We start from the raw sequence: 24,585 nt of genomic DNA on the forward strand, positions 1-24,585 counted from the left end.
CGGATTCACCCGTCCTTCGGCTCCAGGGCCTCCCGCACCTTAGCGGTGAGCTCCGTGATGAGGTAGGGCTTCTGCAGGAAGCCCCGAGCTCCCTTTCGCAGGAGTTCCCCCGCCGCCCCTTCCTGGGTGTAGCCGCTGCTGAGGAGCACCCGGGCCTTGGGGTTGAGGCGGAGGATGGCCTCGAAGGCCTCCGCCCCGCTCATCCCGGGCATGACCATGTCCAGGATCACGAGGTCCACCTCGTCCCGCCACTGCTGGTAGAGGTCAACGGCCTCCTCGCCGCTGCGAGCCACCAGCACCCGATAGCCCCGGCGGGTGAGGACCTCCCGGAGCAGGTTGCACAGGGGCTCCTCGTCGTCCACCACGAGGATGAGTTCTCCGGATCCTTCCGCCACGCCCGTTGCTGCCTCCTCCTCGGGTTGAGGTTGCGATTCCACCGGCACGGGCAGGTACACCTGGACCGTGGTCCCCTTGCCCACCTCGCTCTGAAGGTCCACGAACCCGCCGTGGTTGCGCACGATCCCGTAGACCATGGCCATGCCGAGCCCCGTGCCCTTCCCGGGCTCCTTGGTGGTGAAGAAGGGCTCGAAGACCCGGCTCTTCACGTAATCGTCCATGCCCACCCCGGTGTCCCGGACGGTGAGGACCACGTAGCGCCGGAGGTCCGGAGGCCCCTGGGAGGTGGGATCGTCCGCGAGGGCCTCCCCGAGCTCCAGGGTCAGGACCCCGCCCTGGGGCATGGCGTCCTTGGCGTTCATGCACAGGTTCAGGACCACCTGCTGCAACTGCGCGGGATCCCCCTCCACCTCGGGCAAGTCCTCCGGGAAGCGGGTCCGCACCTCGATCCGCTCGTGGAGGGTGCTCCGGAACAGGTTCAGCACCTCCTCGCACAGGGTCCTGAGCTGCACCCGCTGGACCGTGAACTTCCCCCGGCGGGCGAATCCCAACAGCTGCCGGGTGAGCTCGCTGGCCCGGAGGGCGCTGCGCTCCACCACCTCGAAGTACTGGCGGAGGGTGGCCTCCGCGGGGAGATCCTCCTTGATGAGGCCGAGGTAGCCGACGATGGACCCCAGGATGTTGTTGAAGTCGTGGGCGATCCCGCCCGCCAGCGTTCCCAGGCTCTCCATCTTCTGGGCCTGGATCAGTTGCTCTTCCAGGCGCTTCTGCTCCGTCACGTCCCGGTACACGCCCACGATCCCCACCGCCTCCCCGGCCTCGTTCCGGTTCACGGACAGGGTGGCCGAGAGCCACACGAGGTGCCCGTCCTCCCGACGGTGCTGCAGCTCCCCCCGCCACCGTCCCGCCCGCTGGAGGACGGCCCGGATGCGGTCGAGATCGAAGGAACGTCCCTCCGGCCGGAGCAGGTCCTGGAGTCGGCGGCCCACCACCTCCTCCGCCCGCCACGCGTACAGCGCCTCGCAGGCCCGGTTGCAGTACAGGATACGCCCCTCCCAGTCCGTGGCGATGATGGCGTCGTGCACGCACTCCAGAAGTTCCGCCTGGAACCGGAGGGCCTGCTCCATGTGGCGCTCATGGGTGATGTCCCGGAGGATCCCCATCAGGACGGGCTTTCCCTCCAAGAGGACCCGATTCGCCCGCAGCTCACACGTGATCACGCTCCCGTCCGACCGTCTGCCCCGAAACACCACCGCCTCCTCGCGCCCCCTCTGCGCCAGGCGATCCGCGAGGTACTCGGCCACCCGGGGCCGATCCTCCTCCACGCACAGGGCCAGCAGCCCTATCCGGTGCACCGCCTCCACGGAGGAGACGCCGAAGAGGTGAACAAAGGAGCGGTTCACGAACCGGAACAGCCCGTCCTCCAGCAAGAACATGGCGTCCGGAGATCCCTCGATGAGAACCCGATACCGGGCCTCGGACTCCCGCAGGCTCTCCTCGATCCGCCAACGGCCGGTGACGTCGTGGGCGAAGGCGGCGATGTGGTGCAAGGTCCCCCGGGGATCCCGAAGAGGGGCCAGGACCATCTCCACCACCCGGGGAGCGCTCCCGTCGGGAGGGGTCCATTCCCGGGGGGGAAGGCGCACCACGTGCCCCCGCAGGGCCGCCTCCAGGAGAGGCCGATCCCCGGGGTTGAAGACCGGGCTATCGCGCAGCAGGTGCCCGGCCTCCTCCGGAGGAATGCCAAACAGCCGCTGCCAGGCAGGATTGGTGACCACCGCGTTGCCCTCGGGATCGTAGACCCCGACCGCCACGGGCAGGTCCGTGATGGCGCCCCGGATCCACTCCACCGGGGGTCGCCCATGGATCCCCGGGGGCTCCGAGAAGGCCAGGTACGCGGAGCCGTCCGCCGCTCTCCTCCCCCGGGCCTCCACCTCCACCACCTCCCCGCTCACCCGGCGGAGACGGAGGCGCCCCCCGCGGGTGTACAGGGGAGGGAGAGCCCGGAGGAACCGCAGGGAGTCGGAACTCCGCTCCAGGAGGTCCCGGAGCGAAAACCCCACCAGGGAAGAGGCGCGGAGGCCCACCAGTCGGCCGGCCGCCTCGTTCGCCCGCAGGATCCTCCCGTCGGCTCCCACGTGCAGGAGGGGGACGGGCACGAGATCCCACAGGAGGTCCAGCTGATCGCGGAGCTCCTCTGCGCGCCGCTGCGGACCGGGCTTCTTCCAGAGCATGCCCACGCAGCCTCAGAGGTTCAGCAATTTTCGTGCCGTTTCCTAAAGAGCTAGCCGTGCAGTTCGAGGATGTCCCCGTCCTCCAGGAGGTGATCCCGGCCGACCATCTGTCCTTGGGAGGTCCGGCCCCACAGCCGGGCGTACTTCAGCTGCTCCGCGAGCTCCTTGTGGATGGCCTCCGCGGCGTCCAGGACCCGGGCGCCCCGGGGGAGCACGAAGGGGACGGACAGGTCCGGCTTGCGGCCCGGGGGTTTGCTGTAGACCCGGATCACGTCCAGCATGCGGAAGACCCGGCCCGGCAGCTGCTGGAGTCCGTACCCGGTGACCGCGGAGACGGGGACCGGGGAACCGGGGAGCTGATCGCCCACCAGCTCCATCAGCACCCGGAGGTTCTCCTCCGCCCGGGGGAGGTCCCACTTGTTGGCCACCACCAGGGTGCGCTTGCGGGCCCCCCGGGGGAGGGAGGGGTCGTCCTCGAGACGCGCGTCCTCCCGCTCCAGGAATACCCGGCCCGCGGGGAGCAAGCGCAGGGCGTCCTCCAGGTAGAGGATGCCGTCGTCGCTACAGTCCAGCACGAAGAGGGCCGCGTCCGCGGCCCGGATGAGGGCATACAGCCATCCCTCGTCCATCTCCGGGCAGATGGGCGGGGTGTCCACCAGTTGGATCTGCACGTCCTCGAACCGCATCATGCCGGGGACCGGTGCTCGGGTGGAGACGGGATAGGGCGCGATCTCGGGCTGGGCGTTGGTGAGGGCCGCCACCAGGCTCGACTTGCCCGCGTTCGGGGGGCCGATCACCACCACCTGTCCCGCGCCCTCCCGCTCCACGTGGTAGAAGGGCTGGGCGCGGGAAGCTCCCCGGCGGGCCTGCATCTCCTGCCGGAGACGGGCGATGCGGCGCTTGATGTCCGCCTGCAGTTTCTCCGTCCCCTTGTGCTTGGGGACGGTACGCAGCATCTCCTCCAGGGCCTCCAGCTTCTCCTGAGGACTCGAGGCCTCCCGGAAGCGTTGCTCCGCGGCCAAGTACTCCGGGGTCAGGTTCGCCGGCATCCCGCTATTAGATTACACACGCGTATCATGAAAGGGATGCGGACGCGAACGCGGAAATCCGGTGTTCACCCGGCCCTCCAGCCCCTCCTCCGGAAGGTGGGAAGTCCTCCGGCGCAGCCCTTTACCCCCTCGGAGTTCCAGCTCCGGGCCCTGGAAGCCCTGAGGACGGGGGACGTGCTGGTGGAGGCGCCGACCGGCAGCGGCAAGACCTGGATCGCGGAGGAGGCCATCCGGGAGGGACTCCAGGAGGGCCGCACCGCCTGGTACACCACGCCGCTCAAGGCTCTCTCCAACCAGAAGTACCGGCGGTTCTGCGGCCTGTACGGGACCGAACAGGTCGGCCTCCTCACGGGGGAGCGTCGCATCCATCCGCAGGCCCCCGTGATCGTGGCCACCACGGAGATCCTCCGAAACGCCCTCTACGAGGGTGCCATCCGGCCGGACCTGGTGGTGCTGGACGAGGCCCATTACCTGAGCGATCCGGAGCGGGGCACCGCGTGGGAAGAGATCATCCTGTACGCGCCGCCCACCACCACCCTCCTCCTCCTCTCCGCCACCCTTCCCAACATCCAGGAACTCGCGGACTGGATGCGGGAGGTCCGAGGTCGGAGGCCCGCCATCGTGGAGGAGCAGCACCGGCCCGTGCCCCTCGTCGCCATCGCCGCGGACGGCCTGGGCCGTCTGCTGCCCCTGGAGCTGGCTCACCGCATGGCCAGGCTGGATCGGACGCCCGACTGGGTCCGACGGGTGGTGCGGTCCCTGGAAGAGGCACAGCTGCTGCCCGCCATCCTCTTCTTCCCCACCCGTCGGCAGTGCGACGAGGCGGTGCGGGAGCTCGCGACCGCCCGAGCCCCGGGGGAGGAGGAGCGGAATTCCGCGTGGGCGGTGTGGGAGGAGGAGTTCCCGTACCTACGGGATCACCCGCAGCGCCGCAGCCTCCTGCGCGCCGGGGTGGCCGCGCACCACGCGGGCCACCTCACCGCTTGGCGCATGGTGGTGGAGGACTTCCTGGAGCGGGGGCTTGTGCGCGCGGTGTGCGCCACCACCACCTTGGCCGCGGGCCTGGACGTGCCCGCCCGCACCGTCCTCCTCACCACCCTGGTGCGAAACAGCCCCGAAGGCCCCGTGGGGCTTTCCGCCACGGAGTTCCACCAGATGGCGGGCAGGGCGGGCCGCCGCGGCCGGGACACCCTTGGATTCGTGGTGCTCCCCGCCACCCGGCCCGGGGAGCTCGCGGACGGGGAGGCCCTGCTCTCCGCGGAGCCAGAGCCCATCCGGTCCGCCTTCACCCCCGGCTACGCCTCCATCCTCAACCTCCTCCGGTGGCGCACCCTGGAGGAGGCCCTCGCGGAACTGGACCGGTCCCTCGCGGCCCACCAGCGCCGGAAGGAGATCGCCCGGCTGCGGCGTCTGCTGGCCCAGCTGCCGACCGGCCCGGCCCGATCCCTCGGGCAGCTGCGCCGCCGGGAGCGCCGCCGCAGGGAGCTGGAGCAAACCCTCCGGGAGATGGAAGGCGGGCTCCGGGAGGAGTTCTTAAGACGCGCCAGGGTCCTGCAGTCCTTCGGCTACCTCGATGAGGACCTGCGGCTCACCCCGGACGGGGCCTGGGCGGCCCTCATCCGCCACCCCCGGGCCCTGGTGCTCGCGGAGCTGGTGCGGAGGGGCCTGCTGCCCCTGGAGGAAGAGCGGCTTTCGGCCTACGCCGCGGCCCTCAGCAGCGAGCAGGCACCCCGGCGTGGGGAGGACATGGAGTTGGGGCCGTTGCGGGCCCTGGTCCGGGAGATCGCGGCCCGGGAAGCGGAGGCGGGGGTGCAGCCGGACCCCTTCGTGGAGGAGTTCCGACCGGAGTGGGATCGGATCCGACGGCGTCTGCTGCCGCCGCCCGCGGATCGGCGGGCCACCGCCGCGGTCCTCTGGATCCGGGGCGTGGCGTTCGGAGCCCTGGCCGCGCAGCTGGACGCCCAGGAAGGGGATCTGCAACGCATCCTCCTCCAGGCGGCGGAGATCGCCAACCAACTCGCGGATCTCCCCCACCCCGCATTCCGGGAGGCCGCGGCCAGGGCCCGGGATCTCCTGTTACGGCCGCCCCTGGTGTGAGGCACCGACGAGTCGCAGCCTCCAGATCTGCTCCCACTGATCCCCCTCCACCTTCCCGAACCCGGCCTTGCGGTAGATCCGGATGGCCCGGTGGTTCCAGGCTTCCACGCTGAGCCAGATCTCCTCCACTCCCTGCTTCCGGGCATGGACGATCAGCGCCCGGAGCAACCGGCTCCCCACTCCCGCGCCCTGGAAGTCCTGGTGCACGAAGATGGCGAGCTCATACGAGCCCGGCCGGTCCGGCATCAACACCGCGTGCCCCACCACCCGATCCCCGTGGACCGCCAAGAGGTTGATGCCCTCCAGCAGCAGAGACCGCAGCCACTCCCGCAGCCGCCCGGGGTGGAGGGGCGGGATGCCCTGGGCCTGCTGAGACGGGTCGTACGTCCGGTACATCCCGTAGAGGGCTTCCTCCCAGCCGGGACCCCCGGGGCGCAGCATGATGCCCCGGCCCCTCCGGTCCGAAAACCGTTCCAGAACGGCACCCTCTCGGACGCTCACCCGCCCACCTTCCGCTGGGGCTTGAAGACCACCACGGGGCCGGGCGCGTTCAGCAGCACCGTGGTGACCCGGTCTCCCAGCACCACCTTGCCCGTGGGCGTGCGGTGAGCGGCCACCACGATCTCCCCGCCCTCTTCCTCTGCGGCCCGCAGCAGGCTCACCACCCCCTCCGCCTCCGGGGAAACCCGCACCTCTACCCCCGCTCCCGCAGCCTCCGCCTCGGAGCGCACCCGGTCCACAAGTCCTTGCGGGCACACCACCACGAGCTCCACCCCGCGAAGGGCCGCCAGCTCCCGGGCGTACCGGAAGGCTTCCCACCCCGCCTCCGTGTCCTCCAGCCAGAGCACCGGCCGCACCTTCATCCCCCCAACGCCGCCAGGGCCTGGTCCAGGGCCCGCTGAGCGGTCTCCCGGTTTTTCCGCCGGAGACTCGCCGGCGCATCCCGGGAGGGGTCGTCCCGCATGCGCCTGGGGAGTTCCACGGGGGATTCCGGCTGCCAGCGGGCGATCCAGGAAGGAGGAACCTCCTCCGGGACCTCCCGGTGGGAGACCGCGGCGTACACCAAGCTCCATGCCCGGGGGACCACCCGCCAGATGTCGTAGCCGCCCCCGCCCGTGGCGAGCCACCGCCCTCCCGAGAGCGCGTGGGCGAGCTCGTGCATTCTCCGGGCGAAGTGCTCCGCGGTGTGGGTGGTGCAGCGGAGATCCGTGAGGGGATCCAGTCGATGCGTGTCGCACCCGTGCTGGCTGACGATCACATCGGGGCGGAACGCCCGTGCCACCTCCGGCACCACCAGCTCGAAGCACTCGATCCAGGAGAGATCGTCCGTGCCGGGGAGGAGCGGCACGTTCACCGCATACCCCGCGCCCGCGCCCCGGCCCGTCTCGCTCACGAACCCCGTGCCGGGGAAGAGGTACTCCCCGCTCTCGTGCAGGGAGAGGGTGAGGACCCCCGGGTCCTCGTAGAAGATGGCCTGTACCCCGTCCCCGTGGTGGGCATCCCCGTCCACGTACAGCACCCGCCAGCCCCGACGCCGGAAGAACTCGCACGCCACGGCCACGTCGTTGTAGACGCAGAACCCGCTCGCCTGGGCCCGCATGGCATGGTGCAGCCCTCCGGAGGGATGAAAGGCGTGCGGGAAGCGCCCTGTAAAAATCCCCTCCGCCGCCACCAGGGCTCCGCCCACGATGGTGGCCGCCGCCTCGTGCATGCCCGCAAACGGTGGGTTGTCCCCCGGCCCGAACCCGAACATGCGGCTCAGGACAGGCCGCGTGGGATCTGCACTCAGGGCTCGCACCGCGGCGATGTAGTCCGCGTCGTGGATGGTCCGGAGCTCTTCCTCCGTGGCCTGCCGGGGCGGGAGGATGTCCGTTTCTTCCAGAACGCCCAGATCCCGAAGGAGGTCTACGGTGAGCTGGAGGCGCCGGCTGTTGAGCGGGTGTCCTCCGCCGAAGTCATAGCGCAGGCAGGCCTCGCTGTAGATCAGGGGGGATTTCGGCGAGGTATCCACGGAACTCCCTCCTGAGCCGACCGGGGCTTCCCGATCTATCCTCCCGGAGCCTGTGCCTTCTGTCCATGATCCCTCGTATCCTGGGGGTGTGGACCTCCTCCTCATCGTGCCGGATCGGAGGGTGCGGTCGCTGCTGCTCGCCCAGCTCGGCGAAGAAGGCTACGGGGTGGCCGCGGTCCCCACCGTGCGGCACGGCCGCCTGCTCCTGCGTCAGGGCCTCCGCCCCGGGCTGGTGGTGCTGGACCTCGTGGCGCTGAGGGAGCCGGACGAGGCGATCCTCCGCCTGCGGGAGGAAGCTCAGGCTCCTCTTCTGGCCCTCGGGGGCGCGGTGGAGCAGGAGCGGGCACGGCGGTTGGGGCTGGAGGTGCTCTCCCGCCCGTTCACCATCGCGCAGCTCGTGGCCCGGATCCGCGGACGGATCCGGCCTGAGGCGTCCGCTCAGTAGGGCCACCGCCGGCCGATCCCCACGTGGGCCAGGGCCCAGCGGAAGAACACCACGAACACCCCCAGGCGGAGGGGAAGGGCCCGCAGCCGGCGCGGGGAGGTGTAGATGGCGGCCTCCACCACGTGCCCGACCCGGATCCCGCCCCGCTGCAGCCGCTGGAGGAACTCCAGGTCCTCCGCGATCTGCAGCTGCGCGTCCAGCATCCCGAAGTGGTTGAACAGGTCGCGGGCGCAGTAGAACATCTGGGCCCGGATGCCGAACAGGCGCTTCCCGAACTCCATGAGGGCGAAAAACCCCTGATCCACGGGATCCTCCGAGTCCGCGAGCACCGCGATGCTCGCGGCCTGCTCCCCGGACGCGGTGCGACGGGCGATGGCGTCCAGAAGATCAGGACTCATGCGGGAATCCGCGTCGAGGAAGACCACCCACCGGCCCTGCGATGCGGCCACCCCCAGGTTCTTCGCCCGGGCCCGACCGGGGGTGGGCTCCCGGATGAGCCGCAGGCGAAGGTCCGGGTGCTTCCCCGCGAACCCGGACACCACCTCCGCGGTGCGATCCCGGGACCCGTTGTCCACCACCACCACCTCCACCCGGTCGAGGGGGTAACGCTGGTCCAGCACGGATCGGAGCGCTCCCAGGATGTAGGCCTCCTCGTCCCGCGCGGGGATCACGATGGAGAACTCCACCTCAGGCATCGAGGAGGGCTCCGTACGTGGTGGGGCGTCGCCCGCGGAGGAGGCGGGCCAGCTGCTCGAGCCGGAGGCGCGCCGAGGATGAACGGGGGGCGTCTTGGGGGTGGAAGAAGGCGGTGACGCAGGGGAACCCCAACCGGGCGAGCGCAAGTCCCGCCCAGCCTCCGAGCCCTATCAGGGCCTCGTGCGCCCCTCCCGTGCCCATGTGTCCGAACCAGGGGAGGAACCGCCGTCGGCCCGTCTGGACCTCCAGCAGGGTGCTCATCCCCAGGAGGTACCGGAAGTCCAGGCGCCGCAGCACTCCCGGGAGCTCCGGCGTCCCGAGCCACCCCGGGGGGCAGAACCCCTGGACCGGGATCCCGAGGCTTGCCAGCGCCCGGCGTCCTTCCCGGATCCGGGTTTCCATCTCCGCCTCCGGGAGGCTTGCGAACTCCGCATCCCGGGGGGCGAAATACCGCCCGCGCCACCGGGTGAGGACATCCCCCCGCAGGGCACCCGCGATCCGGTGGGTGTACCCGTGCAGCACCACCTCCGAGCCCTTCTCACACTCCTCCCGCAGCAGCCGGACCAGGCCCGGGTGATCCGCAAGCGGCTCCCTCCCTCCCTCCCGCGGGATCACCAGGAGCACCCGGGGAACCGCGCCGAAGCCGTCCAGGGCATCCAGGAGCCAGCGCACGCCCTCCTGCTGTGAGGGGCACACGTCGTGAACGCAGACCACCACCCACGCCACGGAAAAACTGAAACTTATGGTACACTGCTCGCGGCGCGCGCAGCAAAGCCCTGGGTGCACAGGCCCCGGGTGCTCTGGAGGTGGCGGGTGGTCCGGATCGCGCCCTCCATCATCGCCGCGGACTTCTGGCGGCTGGGGGAGGAGGTGAGCCGGGCGGAGGCGGGCGGCGCGGACCTGCTCCACGTGGACGTGATGGACGGTCACTTCGTCCCCAACCTCACCGTGGGACCGCTGGTGGTGGAGGCCCTCCACCGCCGCACGCGCCTCCCCCTGGACGTCCACCTCATGCTGGCGGATCCCGACCGGTTCCTGGAGGCGTTCCGGGCGGCCGGGGCATGGGGGCTCACGGTGCACGTGGAGGCGTGCCCGCACCTGCACCGGACGGTCAGCCGGATCCGGGAGCTGGGCCTGCGGGCGGGCGTGGCCCTGAACCCCGCAACCCCCCTCTGGGTGCTGGAGGAGATCCTCCCGGAGGTGGATACGGTGCTGGTGATGAGCGTGAACCCGGGGTTCTCCGGTCAGGCTTTTCTCCCCGCAAGCCTGGAAAAGGTGCGGCGGCTGCGGGCCCTGTTGGAGGCCCGGGGGCTATCCACGGACATCGAGGTGGATGGCGGAGTGCACCCGGGAAACGCCCGGGCCCTGGTGGAGGCGGGGGCCACCATCCTGGTGGCCGCCTCCGCGGTGTTCGGACCGGACAAGGACCCGGCGACCACGGTGCAGGCCCTCCGGGAGGCCGCCGGCTCCGCCCTTCCCCGATAATTCGGTTCAGAACCCCCGGACGTGCCTCTCCCGGTAGTAGCGGACGGCTCCGGGATGGAACGGGATGGGCGTGCGTCCCGCGATCCGCAGCAGGCTGATGTTCTTCGCCTCTGCGTGCACCGTCTCCAGCTCCCGCTTGCGCTCGAAGAGCAGCTTCGTGATCTCGTAGGCGAGGTCCTCGGGAAAATCCTTATGCACCACCAGGAGGTTCGCCACGATCACCGTGGGCACGTCCCGCTCCATCCCCGGGTAGGCGATGCGGGAGATCACGCCGCGGGCGTACAGCGGGCCGTACTCCTTCTGCAGGGCCTCCAGAACCGGGTCCAGGGGCACGAGCCGGATCCGGATCCCCGGGGAGCTGGCGAGGTCCAGCACCGCGGGGGTGGGCAGGCCTCCGCTCCAGAAGAAGGCGTCGATCTTCCGGTCCCGCAGGGCATCCGCGCTGGGCGCCACGCCCAGCCGCTCCTTGCGGATGTCCCGGTCGGGATCCAGGCCCGCGGCCCGGAGGATGCGCAGGGCCGTGACCTCTGTGCCGCTCCCCGGAGAGCCCACGGAGACCCGTTTGCCCCGCAGGTCCGCCACCGTACTGATCCCGGTCCCCTCCAGGGTTACCAGGTGGTTGTAGTTGTCGTAAAGGGGTGCGAGTACCCGGATGGGAATGGGATTTCCTCGGAAGTCCGCGAGTCCCTTCCACGCGTCGTAGGCGGTGTCGTTGAGGGTGAAGGCGATGTCCGCCCGCTTGGCGCCGATGAGGCGCATGTTGTCCACGGAGGCGCTGGTGACCTCCGCGGTGGCCTGGACGCCCGGGATGTACTGGGAGATGAGCCGGGCGAGCCCCCCGCCCAGCACGAAGTACACGCCGCCGGTCCCGCCCGTGGCGATGGAGATCCGGCGCACGGTTGGGCCGGAGACCACCGTCCCCGCGAGCAGGAGCACCGCGAGGACCGCACCTCCAAGCCGCACTCTCCCTGTCGCCCGCATGGTCCTCTCCCTCCTCAAATTTCTTCTTCTCCACCCCCGTTGCTCCCTCCTCTCCCCAAGGCCCCACCCGCGCCGGGGGAAGCCCCGTTGCGGTGCGGGCAAAGGTCGCCCATGATGGATCTGTTTCGGGAGGATGACGCGGTGCGAGGCGGGATCCTGGTAGGACTCGTGCTCCTGATGGTGGCGGGGGCGGCAGCGGCCCGGGACGAACCGGGCATCTTTCCCCTGGAGGGCATCCGGTCCGGGATGCGGGGGGTGGGACGCACGGTGGTGTCGGGTACCCGGGTGGAGGAGTTCCCGTTCGAGGTGCTGGGGGTGACCCGAGGCCCCGGATTCCCCCTCGTGCTGTTCCGGGCCTCCGGTCCCCTCATCCGGCGATCCGGGGGGATCGCCGCGGGGATGAGCGGAAGCCCCATGTACCTCCAGGGCCGGATCGCGGGCGCCCTCTCCTACGGTTACGCCTCCGCGGGGCCCGACAGCGACCTCGGCCTGTTCACCCCCATCGAGGCCATGCTGGACGTGCTGCGGATGGACTCCGTCCCCCGGGGGCCCACGGCCCTGGACCGGCCCGTGCGGATCTCGGGTCGCACGGTGCGCTCCGTGGTCCTGGTGGAGGATCCCGTGCGGGCGCGGCGGATGAACGACGCGGGTGGGCCGGTGGCGGCCATGACGCCCGTGACCACGCCGCTTCTGGTCTCGGGCATCGAGGGACCCGCCTTCCGGATGCTGCGGCAGGCCCTGGAATCCTACCCCCTCCTTCCGCTCCAGGTACCGGTGGAATCCCGCGCGTTCGAGGCACCGCTCGTGCCGGGGAGCGCCATCGGGGCAGTCCTCGTCCGGGGAGACGTCTCCATCGCCGCCATCGGGACCCTCACGTACCGGGAGGGCCGCCGCTTCCTGGCCTTCGGCCACCCTCTGCTGGGTCTGGGAGAGGCCCGCTACCTCCTCACCCCGGCCTACGTGCACGCGGTGGTCCGCAGCACGGTCCTTCCCTTCAAGCTGGGGGACTTGGGGCCCGCGGTGGGGGTGGTGCGCCAGGACCGGCGGGCTGCCATCGGAGGGGAGATCGGCTCGATCCCTCCCGTGTTCTCCGTGCAGGTCACCACCACGGACGTGGAGAGCGGGCGGTCCGCCACCCTGCGCATGCAGGTGGTGTCCCGCCGGGATCTCGTCCGGCTCCTGGTGCCCTCCGTGGTCTTGAGCGCCATCCAGCGGGGCTGGGACGCGGGAGGGGAGGGGACCGCGGAGATCACCGTGCGCGCCCGCGGCATCGGCCTGCCGCGCGAGGCGGTGCGCACGCAGGTGGTCTACAGCCCCACGAACGCGCCAGCCGCGGTGCTCCCCGACGTCCTGCGGGCCCTGCGCCTGGTGTTCCGACCCGACGACGCCGTACGGCCCGTGGATCTCCGCTTAGAGGTCAAGATCACGCGGGCGGCCCGCACCGCAGTCCTGGTGGATGCGGAGCCGCAGGAGCGCACGGTCACGGCCGGGGAGACCCTCCGGGTGAAGTTGCGGCTTCGACCCACCGGAGGACCGCCGGAGGAGCGCACCGTAGAACTCCCGATTCCCCCCGACTTCCCCCGGGGAAGCGCGCGCCTCGTGGTGATCCCCGCGGGACTTCTCCCGGGATCGGATCCTCAGCCTGAGGCGCCCGCCTTCGAGCGCCTGGAGGAGGAGGTCACGGCGTTCGAGACCTTCGGCCGCAACACCGACGTGGTCGTGCAGCTCCTCCCCGCGGACGCCCCACCCGCCCAGACCCCGGCACGCCGGTTTTCCCAGCTCCAGCGCTACCCCTCGGAGCTGGTGCGCACGCCGTGGGCGGTTGGGGGAGAAGCGGTCACCCTCCCCATCACCGTGCGGTAGGGGTCACCGGAATCCCCGGAGGCGGCTGAAGAACGCCTGCAGCAGCGCGGCCGCCTCCTCCGCCAGGACCCCGGGGACCACCTCCACCCGGTGGTTCAGGCGGGGATCCTCGCAGATGCGGAAGAGGCTACGCACCGCGCCGCTCTTCGGGCTCGCCGCGCCGTAGACCAGGCGGGCGATGCGGGCCAGGATCAGGGCCCCCGCGCACATGACGCACGGTTCCACGGTCACCGCGAGCGTACACCCTTCCAGCCGCCAGGAGCCCACGAACCGGGCCGCGGCCCGGAGGGCCAGGATCTCCGCGTGGGCCGTGGGATCCCCCAGGCTCTCCCGGCGGTCGTGGGCCCGGGCGATGACGCGGCCCTGGTACGCCACGACGCACCCCACGGGCACCTCCCCGTAGGCGGCCGCCCGCCGGGCCTCCTCTAGGGCCTCCCGCATCAAGGCCTCGTCCGTCACGCCTCCTCCAACAGGGCGCGGGCCCGGGCGAAGATCTCGTCCAGCATCCGCTCCGTGAGCCGGCCCGTGTTGGTGTTCTGCCGGCTGGGATGATACGTACACAGCACCGCGGGCACCGGCCGGCCCAGGATCTCACCCGGAAACCGGTGGAGGGCGCCGTGCGCGAAAGCGGGTCGGGGTCTGGGGAGCGGAACCCCGAAGTGGCGGTACAGCCGCAGCACGGTCTCGTGGGCGACCCGCCCCAGGGCCACCACCACCCGCACCCGGCAAAGCCGCTGGAACTCCTGCACGAGGAAGGGAAAGCACGCCTCCAACTCCGCCGGGGTGGGACGGTTTTGGGGCGGCGCGCACCGCACCGCGGCGGTGAGGTAGGCGTCCAGGAGGCGCAGCCCGTCCCCGCGGTGGAGGCTCGTGGGCTGGTTCGCGAACCCTGCCCGGTACAGGGCCCGTACCAGCCATACGGACGCCCCGTCGGGGAGATCCCCGGTGAACATCCTGCCCGTCCGGTTGGCGCCATGGGCCGCGGGCGCAAGCCCCACCACCAGCAGCCGCGCCCGCGGATCCCCGAATCCGGGGACCGGCTTCGCCCAGTATGTCCAGCCCGCGTACGCGCGCCGGGTGCGCGCCACCGCCTCCCGGTAATCCACCAGTCGGGGGCACCGCCGGCACCGGACGATCTCCCGCGCCAGACCCTCCAGGGATTCCACGGGATCCATGGTAGCGTCCCGCTCTCCGCCCGAGGAGGAGAGCGCCCGGGGACGGGGAAAACCCTGAGGGGAGGTGGTCGGGTTGGGGACTTCCGTGCTGGGACGGGAGATCGTGTGGCGGCCCACCCCCGAGGGGGTGGAGCGCAGCCGCCTGTACCGGTTCCTGCAGGCCCACGGGTTCTCCTGCTACGAGGAGCTGTATCGGCGGAGCGTGGAGGAGATGGCGTGGTTCTGGAACGCGGCGCTGGCGGAGATGCGGATGGAGTGGTACCAGCCCTACACGGAGGTGCTGGACATCTCCCGGGGGATCGAGTGGCCCCGTTGGTTCGTGGACGGAAAGCTGAACCTGGTGCACAACTGCGTGGACAAGCACCGGTCTAGCCCCCTCGCGGGGAAGATCGCGGTCCGGTGGGAAGGAGAGGACGGGGAGGTCCGGACCCTCACCTACCGGGAGCTCCACGCGGAGGTGTGCCGGGCGGCCTGGGCCCTGCGGCAGTTGGGCGTGGGGCGGGGCGACCGGGTGGCCATCTATCTCCCCATGATCCCGGAGGTGGCGGTGGCCGTCCTGGCGTGCGCGAAGATCGGTGCCATCTTCACCCCGGTGTTCTCCGGGTTCGGCGCGGAGGCCCTGGCGGCCCGGATCCAGGACTGCGAGGCGAGGGTGATCGTCACCGCGGACGGATTCTACCGACGGGGACAACGGGTGCGGATGCTGCCGGTGGCGGACGAGGCCGCGCGGCGGTGCCCCAGCGTGCAGCACCTCCTCGTGGTGCAGCGCCTCGGCGAAGCGGAGGGGTGGCAGCCGGGCCGGGACGTGTGGTGGCATGAGGCCACTTCCGGGGCGCCTGAGGAATTCCCCACGGAGGTCATGGACAGCGAGGACCCCTTCATGATCATCTACACCTCCGGAACCACCGGCCGCCCCAAGGGAACCGTACACGTGCACGCGGGCTTTCCCGTCAAGGCAGCCCAGGACATGGTCTTCCACTTCGACGTGCAGGAAGACGACGTGATGTTCTGGCTCACGGACATGGGGTGGATGATGGGGCCGTGGGAAGTGCTCGGGATCCTCTCCCTCGGCGCCACCCTGGTGCTGTACGAAGGGGCCATCGATCACCCCCACCCGGGTCGGCTCTGGGCGCTCGTGGACCGGCACCGGGTCACGATCCTGGGGCTTACGCCCACCGCGGTGCGGGCCCTCATGCGGTACGGCGAGGAGCCCGTGCGGAGGGCAGATCTCGGCTCCCTGCGCGTCCTGGGCTCCACCGGTGAGCCGTGGAACCCGGAGCCTTACCTCTGGTACTTCCACCAGGTGGGCCGGGGGCGTTGTCCCATCATCAACTACTCCGGCGGGACCGAGGTCTCGGGCGGCCTCGTCGCCGGGACGGTGATCCATCCCTGCCGGCCGTGCGCGTTCACGGGGCCGTGCCTCGGGATCGCCGCGGACATCTACGACCCGGAGGGCCGTCCCGCGGGTCCCGGAGAGGTGGGGGAGCTCGTGGTCACGAGGCCCTGGCCCGGGATCACCCGGGGGTTCTGGCGGGACCCGCAGCGCTACTTCGAGACCTACTGGTCCCGCTGGCCCGGGGTGTGGGTGCACGGGGACTGGGCGGTGCGGGACGAGGACGGATTCTGGTACATCCTGGGGCGGTCCGACGACACCATCAAGGTGGCGGGGAAGCGGGTGGGCCCCGCGGAGGTAGAGTCCGCCCTCACCGCGCACCCCGCGGTGACGGAGGCCGCGGCCATCGGGGTGCCGCACCCGCTTAAGGGGGAGGCCGTGGTCTGCTTCGTGGTCCTCCGGCCCGGCCATGAGCCCACGGACGCCCTGCGGGAGGAGTTGCGGAAGGCGGTGGCGGAGCGGCTCGGGAAGGCGCTCCTGCCCGAGGAGATCCGGTTCGTCGCGGACCTCCCCAAGACCCGCAACGCCAAGATCATGCGGCGGGTGATCCGGGCCGCCTACCTGGGTCAGGACCCTGGAGACCTCTCCAGCCTGGAGAACCCGCAGGCGGTGGAGGAGATCCGGCGGGCCCGGTAGGGACCCTCACCCGGCCTCTTGGAGGACGCGCTCCGCCACCACCAACGGATCCTCCTCGCCCTCCGCCGTCGACCACCCCACCCGGAGCGAGACCCGGAGATCCGGGTGCTCGGGGAGCTGCAGGCGCACGGCGGCACTCAGGATCTGGTCCGCGACCTGTCTGGTCCGCTCCCTGGTGGCGCCCACCAGCAGCAGGACGAACCGATCCCGCTCGAGGCGGGCCACGCTATCCGTACCGCGGACGTGCGCCCGTAAGAGCCGGGCCACCTCCTGCACCAGCCGATCGCCCGCACGAACCCCGTAGGCTGCGTAGATCCCCTCCAGGTTCAGGAGGTTCACCCGGACCAACCCCAGCCGCTCCCCGAACCTCCGGCTGCGGGCCAAGGCAGGGCGGTACACCTGATGGAATGCCTCGGCGGTCAGCAGGCCCGTGAGGAAATCCCGTTGGGTGGGCGCAGAGACTCCGGTCTCCCGCAAAAGAGAGCACCGGGTGAGGGCGTGGTCCAGGAGAAGCAGGATCTCCGGCACGGGCCGACCCGCGGGCAGGTAGTCGTCTGCCCCGGCCCGCAGGGCTTCCGCGAGGAGGTCCCGGTGGGTCTCTCCCCCGACCACGAGGATGGGGGTGCTCCGGTAGGCGCGGAGGGTGGCCACGAGATCCGGCGGCCGGACGGGAAGCCCCTCCACGGTGACCAGGATGAGCTCGTACTCCTCAAAGCGTACAAGCTCCAGGGCCTCCTCCGGATCCGCCGTGGCCCGCAGCGCCCATCGGGCGCCCAGCGGTCCCTCCCACCCCTGGGGGAGGGCACCGCCGACCACCAGAGCCGGCCGCCTCTCTCCCACGGGCGGGACGGCCAGAGGAGAGGCGGGCGACCGGTGGGGACGCAGGAGGTCGCCCAGCTTTTTCGTCCAGCGGTCCGTCATGCTCCCTCCTCGCCTACGGCTCCGGAAGGAGCCGTACCTCGAACCCGTCCGCCCGCACCCGCCGCACCACCTCCCCGGCCACCCGTTCCGGCACATGGCGCACGACCAAGGTGTAGACCCGCTCCGTGAGAGGGTCCACCACCGCGGTGAACCCGTACCTCCGCACCTGCCGGACCCTCGTCTCCGCTTCGGGAAGGGTGCGGAAGGTGCCGAACCGAACCCGGTAGACGGCCCCCACCCGCACCACCTCGGACGGGATCCCGAAGGAACGGACCAGCTCCGCGCGTCGCTCCGCCGCGGACCGGGAAGGAAGAGGGCTGCTGAAGACGCGGTATCCCGTCACCCGGGTCTGAACCCCCACCCGCCCCACGACGCCGTAGGCGCGGCTCAACAGGCTCGCGAAGGCCTCTACCCGGAAGAGGTCGGGGGTGGGGCCGAACTGGATCCGGTAATACCGCACCGCGCGCTCGCCGGACATCGGGGTCCACAGGATGAGGAGCAAGGTCGCGGCCACCCACACGGTGTCCCCCGGGCGGTTTTTGGAACCCATTCGCGCCGGGCGCATCTCTCCCTTCTTCCGGGCGTTCACATCCCCGTGATGGACAACGGTGGTACACTGAGCCTGCAGACTCGCACGGAGGGGGAATGTGCGGACCTGGGCGAAGGCGTGGGTGGCAGCAGGAGGGGGGGTCGTGTTCGCAACCGGGATTCTCCTGGGATACGCATGGGCCCGGATGAAGGCGCCGCCGGCGGCGATCGCGCACGGATCCCTCGTGCAAGCCCCCATGATCCAGGAGCTCGTCCCGCTCCCCGGCCCGGGCCGCCAGTTCCCCGGCCAGCAGCCCCAGCCGGGTCAGGGCTCCCAGGAGTGCGAGGCGAAGATCTATCTCTTCTACAACGGCAGGTTCTACGAGATGCGGCCGGGCCCCGGACCGGACCGCAACGGTTTCCCTTCCGGGCCCCAGGAGTTCTATCCCCTCCAGCCTGCCCCCGGACTCCCCGCGCCACGGCCCAATCCCTTCACACCCAGGCTCCCGGTACCGGGGCAGCGCTTCTAGGCCCTGCGGGTTCCCCTGGCATGGAAATTGCTTGAGCCCCGCGAGGACGCCGTCCTGTGCGGGGAAGGGTCGTGCGGATCCTGACGCGTCTTGTGGGGTTGGGATGCGCGCTCCTGGCACTCCTCGCCCCCCAGGCACTCGGGCAGTCCCTCTGGCTTCCGGTGGCGGGCTCCATCGCCTCCGGATACGGCTGGCGCGCGGACCCCTTCGGGGAAGGGTGGAAGATCCATTGGGGGCTGGACATCGCGGCTCCCGAAGGGGCTCCCGTGGCCGCGCGGGCAGAGGGAGGTGTGGTGTTCGCGGGGTGGGCGGGGGGCTACGGGCTCGTGGTGGTGCTGGAGCACGGCCGGGACTGGCACACCCTCTACGCCCACCTCCGCACCCTCCACGTGCGGGTCGGCGATCGCGTGCGGGCGGGGGCGGCCATCGGAGAGGTGGGCTCCACGGGCCGCAGCACCGGTCCCCACCTGCACTTCGAGGTGCGCTACCGGGGCTTCCCCGTGGATCCGATCCCGTACCTGCGACGCTAGCCCCGGCCGGCCCGGGTAGCCCGGACCGCAGCCTCCAGATTGGCCTCCGGAGCGTCCACGGGGAGCACGCATCCGGGGGCCACCACGTGGCCGAGCCCGCCCGTCTGCGCGAGGGCTTCCTGGACCTCCGCCGCGATCTCCTCCGGGGAGCGGTCCGCGAAGGTCCGCTCGTCGATCCCGCCCACGAGACCCAGCGTGGTGCGGCTCCGGGCATCCCGGAGGGAAGGAGACGTGCCGCGGTCGTGCCAGTTGACCGCGTGCACGGGGTAATCCGCGAGGAGGTCGAAGTACACGCCCTCCCCGTGCAGGTGCAGGATCAGGATCTCCGCTCCCTGAGCTGCCTCCAGCACCCGAAGATCGTAGGGCCGTCCGAAGATCTCGTACTCCTCCTCCGTGACCGCTCCCGCACAGGCCATCTGGGTCGCGAAGAAGAGGCCATCCGCCCCCGCGGCAAGGCAGGCCGCGGCGAAGCGGGCGGTTGCATCCGCGATGATCTCCAGGCCCGCGTGCAGGTCGTCCGGATCCTCGCGGAGGTAGCGGACCACCGCCTCGTTCCCCGAGAGGGTGCGGGCCACGGTGAGGGGGCTGAAGACCGTGGCGAGGACGGGGACCTCAGGTCCCACCGCCTCCCGGACGAGCCTCAACGTGCGCAGCTCCCGCCCGTAGGTGCCCTCTGTCACGTCCAGGGGACGCAGGTGCCGCCAGTCCGCGGCCTTCTTGATGGGCCGGTCAAGGTAGGTGCGCACGCCCTCCCGGTTGGGTCGGTAGGCCGCCCGCAGCCCCCAGTCCTCCCCGTAATAGCCGCTTGCAGGCGTCACCTTCAGGAGATCGAACCGGAACCGCTCCCAGAACGCCACGTGGGCCCGGGCGAGGGCCTCCGCCCGTTGGTCCTCGCCCGGAAAGTGCCGCCAAAGGGCCACGGGAGGGAAATCCGCCCGTGACCCGTGGAGCGCGGCGAGCACCCGCTCCCGGTGATGCATGGCCCATGCCAAGTATTGGACCCCGCACGGGGCCACTCCTCCCCGTTGATGGCCGATGCCATGAGTTGTATAGTCAAAGCGATTTGCGGAGCCCGGTTTGAAAGACCATCCCTTAGGGGGGTGAACCATGCGCGGGCGAGGAGGGTTTGGGATCCGTCTGGTGGGGCTCGTGCTGATCGGGGCGGTGGTGGTGTACGGGGCCCCTGGATTGCCCGGCTTCGCTGCCCCCACGGACCGGGCCGGGGAGTGGGGGCGGGTGGTGGAGGCGGCCAAGCGCGAGGGCCGCCTGGTGGTGTACGACGCCTTCGGCGGCGCGGTCCCCACGGTGCAGTACGCCGCGGAGCGGTTTGAGGCCACCTACGGGATCAAGGTAGAGGTGGCCGTCATGCGGGCCAGCGAGTCCATCGAGCGCGTCCGGGTCGAGCAGCGGGCTGGGCGTCCCATCGCGGACCTCGTGACGGTGGGGCCCTCCACGGTGCGTCCGATGATGGAGGAAGGGGTGCTCCGCCCCATCGACTTCCTCCCCAGCGCCATCCGAGTCTCCCCGCAGTTGCGGGCGAAGATGGAGGAGTGGGGGCTGGGGCAGCACATGCTGACCACCCTGGTGCAGCTGTACGGGATCCTGATCAACACGAACCTCGTCCGACCCGATGCGGAACCGCGGAGCTGGATGGATCTACTGGATCCCCGGTGGCGGGGACAGATGATCATGGATGACCCGCGGGCCCCCGGGGGAGGGTACGTGTTCTTCGCCGCGGCCTACAAGCAGCTGGGCCGGCGCTACCAGGAGGCCCTCGCCGAGCAGCGGCCGTTCCTCACCCGGGCCATCGCGGACGCGGCCACCCGGGTCGCCCGGGGAGAGTTCGCGGCCATGGTTCCCTTCGCCCTCGGGCTCTATCCCCGGGTCCGGGGCGGTCCCGTGAAACTCCTCATCCCGAAGGAGGGAGCCCCGTACGTCCACCTCGGCCTCTCCTTCCCGGCCCGCAGCCCGCACCCCAATGCGGCGCGGCTCTTTGCGGAGTTCTTCCTGTCCCGGGAGATCCAGCTGCGTCTCACCCAGGACTACATCCTCCCCGCGGTGGCGGGGCTCGGCGCGCAGGCCCCTCAAGAGATCCGGCCGTACCTCCGGGCCCGGCTGTGGGACACCATCGACGATCCCCGGCGGGATCCGGAGTGGCTTCGGCGCGCCGCGGAGATCTACCGGTAGGAGCACACGCGTCGCCGTCCTGAGGGGGCTTGTGTGGAAGGGACACCCCTGGAGGTGAAGTCCTCCCCGCTCCAGCCCGCGGGAGCCGCCCTCCGAAAGCACGCGAGGGGGTGGAGCGGGAGGGGCGTTTTCCCGATCCTCCTCGGCAGCACCGTCCTCCTGCTCGTGCTCTCGCCCGTAGGAATGCTGCTGTACGGGAGCCTGAGCACCTCCCCTCCCGGGGACGTGGGTGCCTTGAGCGGAGCGGGCTTCGCGGCCCTCGGCGATCCCGAAGTCCGCTCCGTCTTCCTGGAGACCCTGGCGGTGGCCTCCGGCGCGACGGCGTTGAGCCTCCTGATCGCGGCTCCCCTCTCCTGGCTCATCGCCCGGACGGACGTCCCCCTCGCGGGCCTGTGGGAGAGCCTGCTGACCTTGCCCCTCTTCATCCCTCCCATCCTCCTGGCGGTGGCGTGGAGCATCGCGGCTTCCCCCCGCGCGGGACTGGTGAACCGTCTCCTGCAGGTCCTGGGGCTACCTGGGCCGCTCGTGAACATCTACACCCGGGAAGGCCTCATCTGGTTCCTCGCCCAGTACGGGGTCGCCTTCCAGGTGAGCGTGCTCACCGGACCCCTGCGGGCCCTGGATGCGAGCCTGGAGGAGGCCGGCCGGGTGAGCGGGGCGGGGCAGGGGGTCGTGTTGCGGCGGATCCTGCTTCCCCTGATGTTCCCCGTGATCTCCAACTCCGCCCTCTATGCCTTCGCCCGGGGCGTGGAGACCTTCGAGGGGCCGCTGCTGATCGGTCTTCCCGGTGGGATCAAGACCTTCGCCGTGTACGTCTACGAGCGGATCCACCACCGCGCGCGACCCGAGTACCAGGTGACCTCCGCCCTCGGGATCGCGGCCCTGCTCTTCCTTCTCCCCCTCATGGCCCTCCAGTGGAGGGTCGTGCAGGGCCAGACCTTCCACGCCATCGGAGGGCGCGGCTACCGGGTAGCCCGCCTCTCCCTCGGCCCGTGGCGGTGGGCGGCGGCAGGTCTGTGCGGGCTCTACAGCGCCGTCTCGATCCTCTTCCCAGCCCTGGTCCTGCTCCTGGGATCGTTCTCCCGGTTGCTCGGCGTCTTCGGAGAGAACTGGTTCACCTGGGAACACTACCGCAACCTCCTCCGGGACCGTTACCTGGTCCAGGCGGTCCAGAACACCCTGGTGGTGGGCCTTGCGGGCGCCTCCGCGGTGGTGGGGCTGGGGATGGGGGTCGCGTACCTCCTGGTACGGGGCCGCCGGTGGGCACGGCTGCGGACCGCGGTGAACCTCGCCACCTGGGTCCCCGTGGGGATCCCCGGCGTCCTTTTGGGGTTGGGGTTCCTGTGGACCTTCGCGTTCCTGCCGGGCCCGTTCCAGCTCTACGGCACCATCTGGGCCCTGGTCATCGCGGACATCACCCTGTGCCTTCCCGTGGCGGTGCGCATCCTGCAGGGCGCCCTCGCCCAGCTCAACCCCGATCTGGAGGAGAGCGCCCGGGTGTGTGGGGTGGGCTCGGCGCGGGCGGTGTGGGAGGTGGTGTTCCCGCTCCTGTGGCCCTCCGTGGTGGCCGCGTGGCTGCTCAGCTTTTTGATCATCCTCCGGGAGGTGAGCGCGTCCATCATGCTGGCGGCCCCCGGGAACCAGGTCCTGGCCGTGGCGCTCGTGGTGCTGGTGAACCAGGGAAGGATCGAGGAGGTGTGCGCCGCGGCCGTCCTCACGCTGGTCGGGGTGGTCGGGCTTCGGGGCGTGCTCACCCGAATCGGCACCCGGCGAGCGCACACCGGGAGCGGGCTCCCGGAGTCCCCGTGAGGGGTGCGCGGGAGGCACCTTGATCGAGTTGGACGATCCTGTCAACGCGATAGTCTGACGGAATGGGAGGGGAATCATGAGACAGAGATGGATGTACGTGGTGCTGGGGGTTTCTGCCCTGGGGCTCTTCGCTCTGCTGGTCGGGACCGTCCTCGCGGCCAGCCCAGCTCCCCTGCGCGGGGGGACCCTGCGGGTCGCAGACGATCCGCCCGGAGGGCCGTTCGGCATCCCCTGGAAGCGCGGGATTTACGCGTCCATTCCCGCAAGCGTCGCCTTTGAGGCGCCCCTGTGGGGGGACGCGCGGGGCCGCATCTTCCCCTATCTCGCGGAGCGGTGGGAGGTCTCCCCGGATCGGAAGGCCATCCTGTTGCGGATCCGCCGGGGGGTCCGGTTCCACGACGGCACGGAGCTCACCGCGGAAGCCATGCGGTTCAACCTGCAAAGGCAGATTGAGGCACGCCGCCTTCCCCGCATGGTGAGGTCCGCGGACGTGGTAGATCCCTCCACCGTGCGGGTGAACCTGACGGAGTGGCACAACGGACTCCCCCTGTGGTTGGACGGGCTCGGGTCCACGGAGATCGTCTCCCCTCAGCACATCCAGCGGGTGGGGGAGGAGCGGGCCCAGTGGGAGCCCGTGGGCACCGGCCCCTTTCGGCTGGTCCGGTACGACCCCAACGCGTTCGCGGAGTTCGTCCGGTTCAACCAGTACTGGGACCGGGGGAAGCCCTACCTGGACCGCTTGGAGCTGCGGTTTTTCCGGGACCAGCAGACGCTGAAAGCGGCCCTCCTGGCGGGGCAGCTGGACGTGGCGGGCTTCAGCGACCCCGTCATCATCAGCGAGTTGAAGGCGACGGGGCGGTTCCAACTGATCAGCGGCCTGCACACCGTGAACATCGTCCTGGTCCCCGATTCCATGAACACGGACTCCCCCCTGGCCGACCGGAGGGTGCGGGAAGCGGTGTACTCCGCCATAGACCGGGAATCCATCGCCAGGGCCCTGGGCTACGGCGTATTCGAGGCCTCGAACCAGATCGCCCATCCCGGCCACGACGCCGCCCTCCGGGACTTCCCGTTGCCCCCCTACGATCCCGCGCGCGCCCGCCGTCTGCTCGCGGAAGCCGGGTACCCAGATGGCTTCCGCACGCGCCTCATCTTCGATCCCACCGTGCTCTCCCGGGAGATGGCCACCGCCGTCCAGGGGTACCTGGAACGGGTCGGCATTCGCGCGGAACTGGAGATGGTCGATCGGCCCCGCTTTTCGGAATACCAGCAGAAGGGTTGGCGCGGGTTCCTGATCGAGACCATGAGCTACGTCGTCAACTTCAACAGCTGGGTCGAGTTCTTCTTCACGAACCCTCCCGCCGTGTACGCCAGCATGAGGCGCCCGCCCGACCTGGAGAAGGTGTGGCAGGAATCCCGGACCACGCTGACTCCCCAGCGCCACAAGCTGCAGCTGCTGCACCGGGTTCTCCTGCAGGACCTCACGGTCGTCCCAGTGATGATCGGACCCCGGAAGGTCTACATCGCCCAGCCCTATGTGCGGAACACCGGGCACCTGCAGGGCGGGACCTGGCCGCGGTGGAGGCCCGGCGATGCCTGGATCGCCCGGTAGGGAGGAC

Annotated in this window: 23 protein-coding genes; 10 read left to right on the top strand and 13 right to left on the bottom strand. The window is 70.7% G+C overall.

Annotated features, from left to right (window positions below; translation table 11 throughout):
* Positions 1-5 precede the first annotated feature (5 nt).
* Together QN206_00765 and QN206_00770 are read right to left on the bottom strand one after the other, a co-directional pair.
* On the bottom strand, positions 6-2,630 hold the full coding sequence (locus QN206_00765) for a PAS domain S-box protein (protein ID MDR7613337.1): 2,625 nt from the start codon (positions 2,628-2,630) through the stop codon (positions 6-8).
* 50 nt (positions 2,631-2,680) lie between these two features.
* On the bottom strand, positions 2,681-3,679 hold the full coding sequence (locus tag QN206_00770) for a TGS domain-containing protein (protein ID MDR7613338.1): 999 nt from the start codon (positions 3,677-3,679) through the stop codon (positions 2,681-2,683).
* A 36-nt stretch (positions 3,680-3,715) separates the two neighbouring features.
* Here QN206_00770 and QN206_00775 point away from each other — a divergent pair, with 36 nt between their 5' ends.
* Positions 3,716-5,776, top strand: a complete 2,061-nt coding sequence (locus QN206_00775; protein MDR7613339.1) for a DEAD/DEAH box helicase — start codon at positions 3,716-3,718, stop codon at positions 5,774-5,776.
* On the opposite strand, the gene QN206_00780 is transcribed toward QN206_00775, so the two are convergent.
* The 3 genes from QN206_00780 to QN206_00790 are packed head-to-tail and all read right to left on the bottom strand — an operon-like array spanning position 5,756 to position 7,787.
* Positions 5,756-6,277: a GNAT family N-acetyltransferase gene (locus QN206_00780; protein MDR7613340.1), complete on the bottom strand. Its 522-nt coding sequence runs from the start codon at positions 6,275-6,277 to the stop codon at positions 5,756-5,758. The two genes, QN206_00775 and QN206_00780, sit on opposite strands and share 21 nt — an antisense overlap.
* Positions 6,274-6,639, bottom strand: a complete 366-nt coding sequence (locus tag QN206_00785) for a hypothetical protein (GenBank protein ID MDR7613341.1) — start codon at positions 6,637-6,639, stop codon at positions 6,274-6,276. Before QN206_00785 ends, QN206_00780 begins: the two co-directional genes overlap by 4 nt.
* A complete protein-coding gene (locus tag QN206_00790) occupies positions 6,636-7,787 on the bottom strand; it encodes an acetoin utilization protein AcuC (GenBank protein ID MDR7613342.1) in 1,152 nt (383 codons plus the stop codon). Before QN206_00790 ends, QN206_00785 begins: the two co-directional genes overlap by 4 nt.
* An 88-nt stretch (positions 7,788-7,875) precedes the next feature.
* Here QN206_00790 and QN206_00795 point away from each other — a divergent pair, with 88 nt between their 5' ends.
* Positions 7,876-8,232, top strand: a complete 357-nt coding sequence (locus QN206_00795; GenBank protein MDR7613343.1) for a hypothetical protein — start codon at positions 7,876-7,878, stop codon at positions 8,230-8,232.
* On the opposite strand, the gene QN206_00800 is transcribed toward QN206_00795, so the two are convergent.
* Positions 8,226-8,927, bottom strand: coding sequence for a glycosyltransferase (locus QN206_00800; protein ID MDR7613344.1), 702 nt, complete (start codon positions 8,925-8,927; stop codon positions 8,226-8,228). The two genes, QN206_00795 and QN206_00800, sit on opposite strands and share 7 nt — an antisense overlap.
* On the bottom strand, positions 8,920-9,654 hold the full coding sequence (locus QN206_00805) for a DUF2334 domain-containing protein (protein ID MDR7613345.1): 735 nt from the start codon (positions 9,652-9,654) through the stop codon (positions 8,920-8,922). Before QN206_00805 ends, QN206_00800 begins: the two co-directional genes overlap by 8 nt.
* Positions 9,655-9,741: 87 nt before the next feature.
* Between QN206_00805 and rpe the strand changes: the two genes are divergently transcribed.
* The gene (gene rpe, locus QN206_00810) at positions 9,742-10,413 is read left to right on the top strand and encodes a ribulose-phosphate 3-epimerase (protein ID MDR7613346.1); all 672 of its coding nucleotides are present in this window, start codon (positions 9,742-9,744) and stop codon (positions 10,411-10,413) included.
* Between the two features lie 6 nt (positions 10,414-10,419).
* On the opposite strand, the gene QN206_00815 is transcribed toward rpe, so the two are convergent.
* Positions 10,420-11,394, bottom strand: coding sequence for a TAXI family TRAP transporter solute-binding subunit (locus tag QN206_00815; GenBank protein ID MDR7613347.1), 975 nt, complete (start codon positions 11,392-11,394; stop codon positions 10,420-10,422).
* Positions 11,395-11,505: 111 nt separating this feature from the next.
* Here QN206_00815 and QN206_00820 point away from each other — a divergent pair, with 111 nt between their 5' ends.
* A complete protein-coding gene (locus QN206_00820; protein MDR7613348.1) occupies positions 11,506-13,257 on the top strand; it encodes a hypothetical protein in 1,752 nt (583 codons plus the stop codon).
* A 3-nt stretch (positions 13,258-13,260) separates the two neighbouring features.
* Here the strand turns inward: QN206_00820 and tadA are convergent, their stop codons facing one another.
* Positions 13,261-13,716 (bottom strand): tRNA adenosine(34) deaminase TadA, encoded by a 456-nt coding sequence (tadA, locus tag QN206_00825; GenBank protein MDR7613349.1) that lies wholly within the window; start codon positions 13,714-13,716, stop codon positions 13,261-13,263.
* The gene (locus QN206_00830; GenBank protein ID MDR7613350.1) at positions 13,713-14,432 is read right to left on the bottom strand and encodes a uracil-DNA glycosylase; all 720 of its coding nucleotides are present in this window, start codon (positions 14,430-14,432) and stop codon (positions 13,713-13,715) included. The genes tadA and QN206_00830 overlap by 4 nt, the downstream gene beginning before the upstream one ends.
* A 73-nt stretch (positions 14,433-14,505) precedes the next feature.
* On the opposite strand from QN206_00830, the gene QN206_00835 reads away from it, so the two are divergent.
* Positions 14,506-16,461, top strand: coding sequence for an acetate--CoA ligase (locus QN206_00835; GenBank protein MDR7613351.1), 1,956 nt, complete (start codon positions 14,506-14,508; stop codon positions 16,459-16,461).
* Between the two features lie 6 nt (positions 16,462-16,467).
* Here QN206_00835 and QN206_00840 read toward each other — a convergent pair whose 3' ends face one another.
* Together QN206_00840 and QN206_00845 are read right to left on the bottom strand one after the other, a co-directional pair.
* Positions 16,468-17,382, bottom strand: a complete 915-nt coding sequence (locus QN206_00840) for a GGDEF domain-containing response regulator (GenBank protein ID MDR7613352.1) — start codon at positions 17,380-17,382, stop codon at positions 16,468-16,470.
* 13 nt (positions 17,383-17,395) lie between these two features.
* On the bottom strand, positions 17,396-17,947 hold the full coding sequence (locus QN206_00845) for an SPOR domain-containing protein (GenBank protein MDR7613353.1): 552 nt from the start codon (positions 17,945-17,947) through the stop codon (positions 17,396-17,398).
* Positions 17,948-18,029: 82 nt separating this feature from the next.
* Here QN206_00845 and QN206_00850 point away from each other — a divergent pair, with 82 nt between their 5' ends.
* Positions 18,030-18,440, top strand: coding sequence for a hypothetical protein (locus QN206_00850; GenBank protein MDR7613354.1), 411 nt, complete (start codon positions 18,030-18,032; stop codon positions 18,438-18,440).
* A 71-nt stretch (positions 18,441-18,511) separates the two neighbouring features.
* Positions 18,512-18,970: a M23 family metallopeptidase gene (locus QN206_00855; GenBank protein MDR7613355.1), complete on the top strand. Its 459-nt coding sequence runs from the start codon at positions 18,512-18,514 to the stop codon at positions 18,968-18,970.
* Here the strand turns inward: QN206_00855 and QN206_00860 are convergent.
* The gene (locus tag QN206_00860; protein MDR7613356.1) at positions 18,967-19,986 is read right to left on the bottom strand and encodes a uroporphyrinogen decarboxylase family protein; all 1,020 of its coding nucleotides are present in this window, start codon (positions 19,984-19,986) and stop codon (positions 18,967-18,969) included. The two genes, QN206_00855 and QN206_00860, sit on opposite strands and share 4 nt — an antisense overlap.
* Before the next feature lie 91 nt (positions 19,987-20,077).
* Between QN206_00860 and QN206_00865 the strand changes: the two genes are divergently transcribed.
* From QN206_00865 to QN206_00875, 3 genes are all read left to right on the top strand, one after another.
* Entirely contained in the window at positions 20,078-21,157 is a 1,080-nt protein-coding gene (locus QN206_00865) for an extracellular solute-binding protein (GenBank protein ID MDR7613357.1), read from the top strand.
* A 33-nt stretch (positions 21,158-21,190) separates the two neighbouring features.
* Entirely contained in the window at positions 21,191-22,966 is a 1,776-nt protein-coding gene (locus tag QN206_00870; GenBank protein MDR7613358.1) for an iron ABC transporter permease, read from the top strand.
* Between the two features lie 76 nt (positions 22,967-23,042).
* The gene (locus tag QN206_00875) at positions 23,043-24,578 is read left to right on the top strand and encodes an ABC transporter substrate-binding protein (protein MDR7613359.1); all 1,536 of its coding nucleotides are present in this window, start codon (positions 23,043-23,045) and stop codon (positions 24,576-24,578) included.
* The last annotated feature ends 7 nt before the right edge of the window (positions 24,579-24,585 follow it).

This window comes from Armatimonadota bacterium (assembly GCA_031460175.1).
GTDB lineage: Bacteria > Sysuimicrobiota > Sysuimicrobiia > Sysuimicrobiales > Sysuimicrobiaceae > Sysuimicrobium > Sysuimicrobium tengchongense.